This window comes from Kitasatospora sp. NEAU-CNBT7, from assembly GCF_057220535.1.
Window position 1 is genome coordinate 113,835 of record NZ_JBXQQB010000022.1, and the last position, 11,393, is coordinate 125,227.

The 11,393-nt window shown below is 75.1% G+C and carries 11 protein-coding genes; 5 read left to right on the plus strand and 6 right to left on the minus strand.

Features of this window, described 5'->3' with window-relative positions; all coding sequences use genetic code 11:
- Window positions 1–24: 24 nt before the first annotated feature.
- Complete coding sequence (locus AC2TEW_RS25975) at window positions 25–906, minus strand: FAD binding domain-containing protein (protein WP_484625770.1); 882 nt, start codon at window positions 904–906, stop codon at window positions 25–27.
- Window positions 907–1,252: 346 nt separating this feature from the next.
- Here AC2TEW_RS25975 and AC2TEW_RS25980 point away from each other — a divergent pair, with 346 nt between their 5' ends.
- The 4 genes from AC2TEW_RS25980 (at window position 1,253) to AC2TEW_RS25995 (ending at window position 5,594) form a co-directional block, all read left to right on the plus strand.
- Window positions 1,253–2,272 (plus strand): LysR family transcriptional regulator, encoded by a 1,020-nt coding sequence (locus AC2TEW_RS25980; RefSeq protein WP_484625771.1) that lies wholly within the window; start codon window positions 1,253–1,255, stop codon window positions 2,270–2,272.
- A 92-nt stretch (window positions 2,273–2,364) separates the two neighbouring features.
- Window positions 2,365–3,123: an SRPBCC family protein gene (locus AC2TEW_RS25985; protein WP_484625772.1), complete on the plus strand. Its 759-nt coding sequence runs from the start codon at window positions 2,365–2,367 to the stop codon at window positions 3,121–3,123.
- Between the two features lie 107 nt (window positions 3,124–3,230).
- Window positions 3,231–4,670 (plus strand): glycine betaine/L-proline transporter ProP, encoded by a 1,440-nt coding sequence (gene proP, locus AC2TEW_RS25990; RefSeq protein ID WP_484625773.1) that lies wholly within the window; start codon window positions 3,231–3,233, stop codon window positions 4,668–4,670.
- 54 nt (window positions 4,671–4,724) lie between these two features.
- Window positions 4,725–5,594, plus strand: coding sequence for an alpha/beta hydrolase family protein (locus AC2TEW_RS25995; RefSeq protein WP_484625774.1), 870 nt, complete (start codon window positions 4,725–4,727; stop codon window positions 5,592–5,594).
- A 56-nt stretch (window positions 5,595–5,650) separates the two neighbouring features.
- Here the strand turns inward: AC2TEW_RS25995 and AC2TEW_RS26000 are convergent, their stop codons facing one another.
- From AC2TEW_RS26000 to AC2TEW_RS26020, 5 genes are all read right to left on the minus strand, one after another.
- Window positions 5,651–6,631 (minus strand): zinc-binding dehydrogenase, encoded by a 981-nt coding sequence (locus AC2TEW_RS26000; protein ID WP_484625775.1) that lies wholly within the window; start codon window positions 6,629–6,631, stop codon window positions 5,651–5,653.
- A gap of 93 nt (window positions 6,632–6,724) precedes the next feature.
- Window positions 6,725–7,309, minus strand: coding sequence for a TetR/AcrR family transcriptional regulator (locus AC2TEW_RS26005; RefSeq protein WP_484625776.1), 585 nt, complete (start codon window positions 7,307–7,309; stop codon window positions 6,725–6,727).
- Between the two features lie 56 nt (window positions 7,310–7,365).
- Window positions 7,366–8,430, minus strand: a complete 1,065-nt coding sequence (locus AC2TEW_RS26010; protein WP_484625777.1) for a class I SAM-dependent methyltransferase — start codon at window positions 8,428–8,430, stop codon at window positions 7,366–7,368.
- Between the two features lie 160 nt (window positions 8,431–8,590).
- Window positions 8,591–10,030, minus strand: coding sequence for an amidase (locus AC2TEW_RS26015; RefSeq protein WP_484625778.1), 1,440 nt, complete (start codon window positions 10,028–10,030; stop codon window positions 8,591–8,593).
- A 39-nt stretch (window positions 10,031–10,069) separates the two neighbouring features.
- The gene (locus AC2TEW_RS26020) at window positions 10,070–10,663 is read right to left on the minus strand and encodes a CGNR zinc finger domain-containing protein (protein ID WP_484625779.1); all 594 of its coding nucleotides are present in this window, start codon (window positions 10,661–10,663) and stop codon (window positions 10,070–10,072) included.
- A 114-nt stretch (window positions 10,664–10,777) separates the two neighbouring features.
- Here AC2TEW_RS26020 and AC2TEW_RS26025 point away from each other — a divergent pair, with 114 nt between their 5' ends.
- A complete protein-coding gene (locus AC2TEW_RS26025) occupies window positions 10,778–11,320 on the plus strand; it encodes a carboxymuconolactone decarboxylase family protein (protein ID WP_484625780.1) in 543 nt (180 codons plus the stop codon).
- The last annotated feature ends 73 nt before the right edge of the window (window positions 11,321–11,393 follow it).

The window sequence follows — 11,393 nt, forward strand, 5'->3', positions numbered from 1 at the left end:
CGTCGTCCAGCCCTTCCGGCCCGGTCAGGCCGCCGCGACGGGCCGCCCGGCCCGCTCGGCGGCCCGGCGCAGGGCGCGTTCGGTGAGTTCCCCCGCCAGATGGCGCTTGTAGGCCGCCGTCCCCCGGGTGTCGGTCACCGGATCGCAGTCCTCGGCCGCGATCCGGCCCGCCTCGGCGAACACCTCCGCCGACGGCTCCCGCCCGGCCAGCGCTTCTTCGGCCCGCCGGTACCCGACCGGCGAGACGCCGACCGCGGCCAGCCCGATCCCCGGCGAGGCGATCCGCCCGTCCACCACCGCCAGCGCGGCGCCCGCGGCGGCGATCGCCCAGTCCCCGGTCTTGCGCTCGACCTTCTCGTACGCGCTGCCGGCCCCCGGCACGACCGGCACCCGGATCTCCACCAGCATCTCGCCGGTCCCCACGTCCGTCTCGTAAGGCCCCCGGTAGAACTCCGCCATCGGCACCCGGCGCCGGCCCCCGCCGCCGAGCACCACCGCCACCGCGCGGACGGCCGCGCACACCGCCGACAGGTCCTCCGCCGGATCGGCCTGGCAGAGCGAGCCGCCGATGGTGCCCCGGTTGCGCACCGGCGGGTCCGCGATCACCCGCTCGGCGTCGTGGAAGATCGGGAACAGCCGGCCGACCGGCTCGGACTCCAGCAGCTCGCGGTGGCGGGTGAGCGCCCCGATGCACAGCTCGTCGCCCTCCACCCGCACGTAGTCCAGCTCGTGCAGGTCGTTGATGTCGACCAGCAGCCCCGGACGGGCCAGCCGCAGCTTCATCATCGGCAGCAGACTGTGCCCGCCGGCGATCACCCGGGCCTCCTCGCCGAACCGCTCCAACTGCGTCAGCGCGTCCTCCACACTCGACGCCCGCCGGTACTCGAATGACGCGGGAACCTGCACGGTGGCCTCCAGCAACGTCTCGGGCGACGGCCGCGGACGGATGGCATCCGTACTGCCCGGGCGCACTGCTCACGCGCACTGCTCGCGAGCGCCGGGCACGCGCACCTGGCACGCGCACCGGGCCCGGCCCACGCGCACTGCGCACGCTCACGCGAAGCGCCGAACGGACGCCGGAACGGGCCGACATCGCCGCACAACCACACTGTCGGCCCGCCGGACGGACCGGTCAACGCCGACTTAGGGGAATGGTTAAGAGCCTCCCGCGGCTGAACCGGAGGGACCCGCGCGCCGACCGACCCCGAGCGGCGCCGACGGCCCCCACGCCCGGGCCCGCGGGAGGCAGGAGATGACCCTCACCCAGCTGAAGGCCTTCCTGGCGGTGGCCCGGCTCGGCTCCGTCAAGGCCGCGGCGATCTCGCTGCGGGTCAGCGAACCCGCCGTCTCCGGCTCGGTCGCCGCGCTGCGCCGCGAACTCGGCGACCAGCTCTTCGTCCGCGCCGCCGGCGGCATCGCCCTGACCCCCGGCGGGCGGCGGCTGGCGGCCGGCGCGGCGGAGATCGTCGGCCTCGCCGAGGAGACCCGCCGCAAGGTCCGCGAGGCCGGCACCGAGGGCTCCTCCCTGCGGCTGGCCGCCACCGAGACGGTCGCCGAGCAGATCGTCCCGCCGCTGCTGGAGGCCTTCGTCCGCCAGTACCGGGACGTCGAGACCACCACCCTCGCGGTGCCCGCGGGCGCACTCGTCGACCTGCTGCTGGACCGGCGCGCCGACATCGCCATCGGCCTCGCCGACGCCGACCCCGACGGCACCGGCGGCCTCGGCGGCTCCGCGCTGCGCCCGGACACCTTCGAACACATCCCGTTCCTGCGCGTCCCCCTGGTCGTGGTCGCCGCCCCGCACCACCTCGGCGCCGGAATCGACCACCTGGCCGGCGGCCGGCTGCACCTGCCGGTCGGCCGGCTCGCCGGACAGCACTGGCTGCTCGGCCCGGGCGGCCTCGACCCGGGTACCCCCGGCGGCGCGTTCCTGACCCGGCACGGCGTCGGCGAGCGCGACGCCGCGGTCTTCCCCAGCGCCGGCGCCGCCCTCGGCGCGGCCGTCGCCGGGGACGGGCTGGCCCTCGCCGCCGCCCACCTGGTCCGCGACGAACTGCGCCGCCGGGTGCTCACCGTGGTCGCCGTCCCCGGCACACCGGTCGACGCCGTGCTGCGGGCCAGCGCCCTGCACGGCGACCGGCGGACCCCGACGGCCTCCGCGCTGTGCCGCTTCGTCACCACGCCCGCCGCCGTCCGCAGCCTGCTGGCCCGGGCCGCCGGGGTGCCGGCCGACCACTACCGGCCGACCGTACGGGTGAGCCTGTGGAGCTGAGCCGGGCCCGGGGCGCGTCGCGGGGCGGGAATCGGGCCGCGCCGGGCCACCGTTGAACCGGAGGGGGTGCTGCCAGCGAGGAGGCCCGCCGCATGGAGTTCACCAACGAGTTCCGGGTCAGTCTTCCGATCGGACCGGCCTGGGAGCTGTTCACCGACGTCGAACGGCTCGTGCCCTGCATGCCGGGAGCGAGCCTCACCGAGGTCGAGGGCGAGCGCTTCCACGGCACCGTCAAGGTCCGGGTGGGCGCCGTGACGGTCCAGTACCGCGGCGCCGCCACGTTCGAGGAGCAGGACGAGGCGACGCACACCGTACGGCTCAAGGCCGCCGGCCGCGACACCCACGGCCAGGGCAACGCCGACGCGCACATCACCGCCCGGCTCGCCCCGGACGGCGACGGCACCCGGGTGACCGTGGAGACCCGGCTCAGCGTCTCCGGGAAGGTCGCCCAGTTCGGCGCGGGCGTCATGACCGACATCAGCAAGAAGCTGATCGGGCAGTTCGTCGACTGCCTGGAGGCCCACCTGGCCGCCGAGCGCCAGCAGCCCGCGGCGCCCGAGCAGCCCGCCCGGCCCGAGCAGCCCGCGGCGCCGCAGCCGACGGTGGCTGCGGAGACCGTGGCGCCCTCGACCGTGCCACCGGCCGAACCGGCGCCCCGGCAGACGCCCGCCGCGTCCGTCACCCCCGCCGCGCCCGTCACCCCGCCCGAGGGGGAGCCGCTGGACCTGGTCGCGCTGGCCCGCGGCCCGCTGCTCAAGCGCCTGGCGCCGGTCGCCCTCGGAGCACTGCTCCTGCTCTTCCTCCTCGGCGGGCTGCGCCGCGCCCGCGGGTGCCGACGCCCGCCGCAGTGACCCGACGGGAGCCGTGAGGGATCTCTCAGTACCGCGGCCCAGGGGTTTGACCGGCGCGGAGGCGGTGAGGCGGGAGCGGTCACCGTTCCCGCACCGAAGGCGAACCCTTGAGTCAGACGTCCGTCCGAACCCCCCAGTCCACCGGCCACGGCCCCACCCCGGTCCCCGCGGCCGGGCGCCCCGCCCCCGGCGAGGTCACCGTCGTCGACCCGAAGATGCTGAAGCGCGCGGTGTCCGCCGCCGCCCTCGGCAACGCCATGGAGTGGTTCGACTTCGGCGTCTACAGCTACCTCGCGGTCACCCTGGGCAAGGTCTTCTTCCCGACGGCCGGCGGCGCCACCCAGCTGCTGGCCACCTTCGGGACCTTCGCCGCCGCCTTCCTGATCCGGCCGCTCGGCGGGCTGGTGTTCGGCCCGCTCGGCGACCGGATCGGGCGGCAGAAGGTCCTCGCGACCACGATGATCATGATGGCCGCGGGCACCTTCGCGATCGGCCTGATCCCCTCGTACGCCGCCATCGGCATCTGGGCCCCCGCCCTGCTGCTGCTCGCCCGGATGGTGCAGGGCTTCTCCACCGGCGGCGAGTACGGCGGCGCGACCACCTTCATCGCGGAGTACGCACCCGACCGGCGCCGCGGCTTCCTCGGCAGCTGGCTGGAGTTCGGCACCCTGGTGGGCTACGTCGCCGGCGCCGGCCTGGTCACCGCGATGACCACCGCCCTGGACGAGCCGAGCCTGCTCTCCTGGGGCTGGCGGCTGCCGTTCCTGCTCGCCGGGCCGCTCGGCCTGATCGGGCTCTACCTGCGGATGCGGCTGGAGGAGACCCCGGCCTTCCGCACCCTCCAGGAGCAGGCCGAGACGGCGGAACGGCAGCGCCCGAAGAGCCGCCTGCGTGACCTGCTGACCCGGCACCGCCGGGCCCTGCTGCTCTGCATGGCGCTGGTGCTGGTCTACAACGTCACCGACTACATGCTGCTGTCGTACCTGCCGACCTACCTCACCGCCGAAATCGGCCTCGGCGCCACCCGCGGACTGCTGGTGGTGATCGCCGCGATGGTGCTGATGATGGCCGTCAACGCCCCGGTTGGCCGGCTGTCGGACCGCATCGGGCGCCGGCCGGTGCTGCTGGCGGGCTGCGCCGGGTTCCTGCTGCTCTCCGTTCCCGCGCTGCTGGTGATCCGGCACGGCGGCGCGTGGGGCGTCCTGCTCGGCGTCGGCGGGCTGTGCCTGCTGCTGACCTGCTTCACCGGCACCATGCCCGCCGCGCTGCCCGCCCTCTTCCCGACCCACATCCGGTACGGCGCCATGGCCGTGGGCTTCAACGTCTCCGTCTCGCTGTTCGGCGGCACCACCCCGCTGGCGGTGACCGCGCTGATCGACGCCACCGGCAACCGGATGATGCCCGCCTACTACATGATGGCCGCCGCCGTGATCGGCCTGGTCGCGGTGCGGATGATGCCGGAGAGCGCGGGACGCCCGCTGCCCGGCTCGCCCCCGGCCGTCGCCTCGGACCGCGAGGCCCGCGAGCTGGCCGCCGCCGCCCGCTGACCCCGACCAGGGGCCCGGGGCCGCGGTGTCGGGGGCCGTTCCTAGGATGTCGCCATGATGATCTCCAGTCAGGAACAGCCGCTGATCCAGGTCCTGTACGACGAGTCCCGAAGAGACCTGCGGGACCCGGACCGGCCGCGCCCGGTCCGGGTCTACCGGTGGGAGCCGGACCGCCCGCCGTCCGAGCCGGGCCCGCTGGTGGTCCTCTCGCACGGTACCGGCGGCTCCGGCGGCGCGATGGAGTGGCTGGTGCGGCCGCTGCTGGAGGCCGGTCTCCGGGTGGCGGCGCTCGACCACCACGGCAACAACTACGTCGACGGCTACGAGCCGGAGGGCTTCCTGCACGTCTGGGAGCGGCCCCGGGACGTCACCTTCGTCCTCGACGCGCTCGCCCGGGAACGGCCGCTGGGCCCGGTCGGCGTGGCGGGGTTCTCCCTCGGCGGGTACACGGCGGCGGCGCTGGCCGGCGCGCGCGTCGACCCGCGGATCCTGTCGGCGGTGCTGACGGGGGCCGTCCCCCTGCCGGAGGTCCCGGAGTTCCCGGACGTGCTCCAGGCGCTGCGGGCCAAGCACCCGGACCAGGACCTGCTGCAGGACGCGCTCGAGGCTGCCGCGGCCGACCACGCGGACGCCCGGGTGCGGGCGGTCTTCCAGGTGGCCCCCGGCATCGGCGCGCTGGTCACCCCGGAGAGCCTGGCGACCGTGCGGGTGCCGGTGGAGATCCGCTGGGGCGGCGCCGACCAGGTCACCCCGTACGAGGCCGACACCCGGCCGTACCTGGAGCACATCCCCACCGCGAGCGGCCGCTCGGCGGGACCGGCGGTCCGCCACGACGACTTCTTCGCCCCGGAACCCGCCGACCCCGGTGCCCGCGCCCGGGTGGGCGCGGAGGCGGCCGACTTCTTCCGGCGGCACCTGCTCTGACGTCCCGCCACCGGTCGGGCCCGCGGGGAGCCGCGCGCCCGACCGGTGGCGGCGGGTCAGCCGACGGTGACGGCCATCTTGCCGAGTGCGGTACCGCTCTCCATGATCCGGTGTGCCTCGACGATCTCCTCGAACCGGAAGACCCGGACCGGACCGGCCGGCAGCGCACCGGCCTCCACCTTGGCGTAGATCTCGTCCAACGGGACGTCGGTGAGCGGGAATTCCGGTGTGCCGAGGACGAAGGCGCTGGCGTAGAAGCTGAGCCGGACCCCGCTGGGCAGGTCGGCGATCGGGTCGAAGTCCGGTACCGGGTCGAAGCCGCCGAGGAAGCCGATCTGGCAGACCCGGCCGCGCGGGCGGACCAGGGCCAGGGAGTCCCGCAGCACGCTGTTGCCGACGATGTCGAGCACGGCGTCCACGGTGATCCCGCCCTCCCTGACCTGCGGCGCGAGCCGGCCGTCGTCGATCAGCACCTCGTGCGCGCCGAGCTCCCGGAGCAGGGTGCGGTGGCCTGCGCTGCGGGTGGTGGCGACCACCCGGGCGCCGTGGTCGACGGCGAGGCCCACCGCGGCCTGCCCGAGGGCCGAGGTCGCGCCGCGGACCAGGACCGTCTCGCCGGAGCGCAGCTCGAGGTTGCCGAACAGGCCGCTCCACGCGGTGGCGTAGACCTCGGGTACGGCGGCCAGTTCGGCCCAGCCGAGCCCGGAGCGGACCTCGACCACGTTGGAGGCCGGGACGGTCACCAGCTCGGCGTAGCTGCCGTTGCGGGTCCGGCCCATGCCGCCGAGGACCGCCACCACGGTGGTCCCGGCCGGGAACCGGCCCGACGGGTCGGACTCGACCGTCCCGGCGCACTCGATCCCCGGGACGGCCGCCACCTGTCCCCAGGCGCCGGCCCGCATGTAGGCCTCGGCGTGGTTGAGGCCGAACGCCCTGACGCGGACGAGGACTTCGCCGTCGGCGGGGACGGGGTCGGGCAGCTCGGCGGGGGTGAGCACCTCGGGGCCGCCGTGGGCGGAGATGACGATGGCCTTCATGATCGCATCCATTCTTGAGTGGTCATTCAACTATTGGGCCGGAAGAAGGGCCACCGCGGGGTGCGGTGGCCCGAAGGGTGTGGCTGCCGGTGGTCAGGCGAGGGCGGCGAACGCGTTGTCCGTGATCCCGCGCAGGACCGCCTCGTCCGGGTTGGCCTTGCCCACGACCATCAGCCCCTGGCAGGTGGCGACCAGCAGCCTGGCGCTGCCGGCCGGGTCCAGCGAGGCCCGGACCTCGCCCCGCAGGCGGGCGGTGTCCAGGGCGGCGGCCATGCAGTTCTCCAGGCGGGCCAGGTGGCCCCGGACGACGGCCGCGGCCTCGTCGTCCTCGGCCGCGTTCTCGATCGCGGTGTTGACCAGCAGGCAGCCCTGCCGGCCCTCCGGGCTGAGCAGGTCGCGCACCAGCCCGTCGAAGTAGCCGCGCAGCTCCGCCAGGGACGCCCCCGGCGCCTCCAGTTCGCCCAGCTTCTGCGGTACGACCAGCTTGGAGTAGCGCTCCAGCGACTTGAGGAACAGGGCCCGTTTGCCGCCCGGGAAGGCGCTGTAGATGCTGCCCGGCTTCACGCCGGTCGCCTTCACCAGGTCCTCGATCGAGGTGGCCCGGTAGCCGCGCTCCCAGAACTTGCGCATGGCCTGGTCGAGCACGGTGTCGGGCTCGAACTCGCGGGGTCGGGGCATGGCAGGACCATACATGAGCGACCGTTCAAGAACAACCGGACCGGCTCCGGCCGGCCTCAACGGCGGGCCACGTAGTACACGTTGAGGATGTCGCCCGCCACCCGCTCGGCCTCGACCCGGCCGAACCCGGCCTCGGCGAGCATCCGCCGGGCGGTCTGCTCGCCCCACACGGTGCCGAGCCCCTCCCCGCCCTCGCCCAGCGAGACGGACATGCAGTAGAACACCGAGAAGGTGTACAGCGCGGGCCCGAGCGGATGGTCGACGTTCTCCTCCAGCCGGCTGGACGCGGCAATGTCGCCCATCAGGAACACCCCGTCCTCGGCGAGCGCCCCGGAGATCGCGGCGAGCGCGGCGGTCGGCCGGGCCAGGTCGTGGATCACGTCGAACGCCGTGATCAGGTCGTAGGAGCCGGTCAGCGCGGCGCAGTCACCGACCTCGAACTCGGCGTTGGGCAGCCCCAGTCCGGCCGCCTCCGCGCGGGCCGCGGCGATGCCCTGCTCCGAGGCGTCGAGCCCCCGGAAGCGGCTGGCGGGGAACGCCGCGGCCAGCACGTTGACCGCGTGACCCTGGCCGCAGCCGATGTCCAGCGCGTCGATGCCGTGCTGCAGCCGCTCGGCGAGGCCGGGCACCAGCGGCACGATCCCGTCCACCAGCGCCAGGTCGTACACCTGCCCGGACTCCTCGGCCTGCAGCGCCTGGAACCTCGGGTACGCCGAGTACGGAAGCCCGGCCCCGGTCCGGAACGCCGCCAGCACCCGCTGCTCGACCTCGCCCATCATGCCCAGGTTCTGCGCGATCCGGGCCAGGTTGTCCGGCCCGGCCGCCCTGGTCAGCGAGGCCGCGTGCTCCGGCGGCAGCGCGTAAGTACCGTCCGCCGGACGGTAGTCGACGATCCCGCCGACCACCGTCGCACCGAGCCACTCCCGTACGTAGCGCTCGCTCAGCCCGGCGGCCCGGGCGATCTCCGCACTGGTGGCGGGCGGCAGGACGGACATCACGTCGAACAGCCCGGCCTCGTGGCCGAGGCCCACCATCAGCGCCAGGCAGGCGTCGTTCACCACCTCGATCATGCGTCCCGCGAACGCCTCCTGCTTGGCCGCATCGAGTTCCACGACCGACATCGCTCCTCCTCCCCACCGGGCAGGTCCGGGAGAGCCGGGCGATGCCGGACGCGCCCGCGGGGCAGCCCGATGAGACCGCAGCGGAGACCCTCTCCTCCTTGCCACGCTACGCCGGGCGGCACCCGGCCACGACCCCGGTCGTGCGCCCCTTCGGACCGGCTCAGGCGTGCACGGGCGGCCGCCGCCCGGACCAGGGCCGGGCGGCCTCCAGCTGGGCGGCGAGCCGCAGCAGGGTGGCCTCCTCGCCGAAGCGGCCCAGGAAGTGGACCCCGACGGGCAGTCCGGCCGGGTTCCACCACAGCGGGACGGACATCGCGGGGTTGCCGGTGAGGTTGGCGACCACCGCCGGGTAGGCGACGGTCCGGCCGCCGTTGCGGGCGGCCCGCAGCGGATCGTCCTCGGTGGAGGTGATCTCGCCGAGCGGCACGGGCGGTGCGGACATGGTCGGCGTCAGCCACAGGTCGAAGCGGGCCAGGAAGCCGGCGACGACCCGGGCGAACGCCTGCAGGTCCTCGACCGCCAGCAGGTAGTCCGCGGCGCCGACCCGCTCACCCGCCGCCCGGTAGGCGCGGGTCAGCGGCTCGAGTTCGTCCTCGGCCGGCTCGCGGCCGAGCCGGCGGACCCAGTAGCGGACGATCCACGCCGTGGCCGCGTCGAACACCGTGCCGATGGCCGAGCCGACCGCGGGGGTCAGCCCGGGCAGGTCCGCCTCCGTCAGTTCGTGGCCGAGCTCGTCGCACAGCGCGACGGCGTCGTCGAGGGCGGCGACGCAGTCGGGGTGCCCGGGGGAGCCGTCCGGGGTGCGGGCGGTGTACGCGATCCGCAGCCGGCCGGGGTCGGCCCCGACCTCCTGCGCGAACGGCCGCCGCGGCGGCGGCGCCGGGTACGGGTCGCCGGGGGCGGGCCCGCAGGTGGCGTCGAGGAGCGCGGCGCTGTCGCGCACCGACCGGGTGAGGGCGTGCTCGCAGGCCCATCCGCCGACCACGTCGCCGTACTCCGGCCCGAGCGGGTTGCGGGCGCGGGTGGGCTTGAGCCCGAACAGGCCGCAGGCGGAGGCGGGGAACCGGATCGAGCCGCCCAGGTCGTTGCCGTGCGCCGCCGGCACCAGTCCGGCGGCGACGGCGGCCGCCGAGCCGCCGCTGGATCCGCTGGTGGAGCGGGTGGGGTCCCAGGGGTTGCGGGTCGGCCCGTGCAGGACCGGCTCGCAGGTGGGGACCATGCCGAACTCGGGGGTGTTGGTCCTGCCCAGGACGATCAGCCCGGCCCGGCGCAGCCGACGGACCAGTTCGCTGTCGTAGCCGGAGACATGGTCGCGCAGGAAGCGGGAACCCTCGGTGAAGCGGCCCCCGGCGACCTCGGTGGCCAGGTCCTTGAGCAGGTAGGGCACCCCGGCGAGCGGGCCGGTCGGCGGCTGCGTGGCGGCCGCGAGCGCGGCGTCGTACATCGGGAGGACGACGGCGTTGAGGCCGGGGCCGAGCCGTTCGAGCCGTTCGATCCGCTCGACGGCCGCCTCGACCAGCTCCGTCGGGGTGACCTCGCGGCGCCGCACCATCGCGGCCAGCTCGGTGGCGTCCGGCTCCACGGGCGGACAGGGATCCATGGCCGGCCCTCCTTCTCGCCGCCGGGCCGCCCCGGCGGGTCAGCTCTGCCTGGTGCGCTCGTAGTGGCGGGCGGCACGGGCGCGGTTGCCGCAGTCCGGGCCGCTCCACTCGCGGCGCGGATGGTTCTTGAGGAAGTACAGGACGCAGCCCGGCGCCTGACAGGCCCGCAGTAGCTCGCGTTCGGGGCCGGTGACCAGGTCCACGGTCGCCTGGGCGATCTCGCCGAGGGCGGCGGGGACCGGGTCGGCGGCGCTGCGGGTGAGCGTGGCCGGGCCGGGGCCCGGTGCCAGTTCGCGCCAGCTGGGGGCGCGCCGCACGTGACGGTTGAGTTCGTCGACCGCCCCGGCGGGCGCCTCCGTGCCGCGGGCGGCGGCGTCGATCAGCGTACGGGCCGCATCGCGCAGCGACCGGATCGCGCGCAGGTCCGCCTCGTCGAGGGCGAGCAGCGCGTCGTCGTCGAGCGCGGTGGCGAACCGGGCCCGGTTGTCGCGCAGCCAGGCGGCGGCGTGCTCGACGGTCGTGAGCCCGTCCACCAGCCGGCCGCGCACGGCGTAGGTCGCATTGGCCAGCTCGATCGGCAGGGGCTCGCCCAGTAGGGGTGCGCCACCGCTCTCGTATGCGTTCAGGTCCACCTCCTCATGGTACGGCGGACTTGCAACCGTGAGACTCCCCTGACATAGTTCTAATGGCTAGAGCAGCCAGCAACCATTAGAACTTTGGTTGTGCAACCATCCAGGAGCATCCCCGTGTCGCGACTTCCGATCATCGAGCCGACCGAGGCGACCGGCCCCGCCGCCGACCTCCTCGCCGCCGTCCGCACCGCCCTCGGGGTCACCCCGAACATGGCCAAGGTGATGGCCAACAGCCCCGCCGTCCTCAAGGGCTACCTGGAGTTCGCCGGCGCCCTCGGCGGCGGCAGGCTCCGGGCCGCCACCCGCGAGGCCATCGCCCTCGCGGTGGCGCAGGAGAACGCCTGCGACTACTGCCTCTCCGCCCACACCCACTTCGCCACCGAACTGGCGGGCCTCTCCCCGGACGCCGCCGAGCAGGCCCGGCGCGGCGGTTCGGCGGACGCCAGGACCGCCGCCGCACTGGCCCTCGCCGTCACGCTGACCCGCACCCGCGGGGACCTCGACGACGCCGACCTCAAGGCCGCCCGCGAGGCCGGACTGACCGACGGCGAGGTCGCCGAGGTGATCGCCAACGTGGCGCTCAACGTCTTCACCAACTACTTCAACAAGGCCGCCGACGTCGACATCGACTGGCCGCACGTCAGCCACCTCTCCTGACCGTCCCGGGCGTGGGGGGGGCTCCACCCCGCCCCGCCCCCCCCCCCCCCCCCGCTCCCCACGCCCCCCCCTC

Coding starts and splice junctions, on each gene's coding strand:
- AC2TEW_RS25980 (WP_484625771.1), top strand. CDS start 1,253: ATGACCCTCACCCAGCTGAAGGCCTTCCTGGCGGTGGCCCGGCTCGGC.
- AC2TEW_RS25985 (WP_484625772.1), top strand. CDS start 2,365: ATGGAGTTCACCAACGAGTTCCGGGTCAGTCTTCCGATCGGACCGGCC.
- AC2TEW_RS25995 (WP_484625774.1), top strand. CDS start 4,725: ATGATGATCTCCAGTCAGGAACAGCCGCTGATCCAGGTCCTGTACGAC.
- AC2TEW_RS26000 (WP_484625775.1), bottom strand. CDS start 6,631: ATGAAGGCCATCGTCATCTCCGCCCACGGCGGCCCCGAGGTGCTCACC.
- AC2TEW_RS26005 (WP_484625776.1), bottom strand. CDS start 7,309: ATGCCCCGACCCCGCGAGTTCGAGCCCGACACCGTGCTCGACCAGGCC.
- AC2TEW_RS26010 (WP_484625777.1), bottom strand. CDS start 8,430: ATGTCGGTCGTGGAACTCGATGCGGCCAAGCAGGAGGCGTTCGCGGGA.
- AC2TEW_RS26015 (WP_484625778.1), bottom strand. CDS start 10,030: ATGGATCCCTGTCCGCCCGTGGAGCCGGACGCCACCGAGCTGGCCGCG.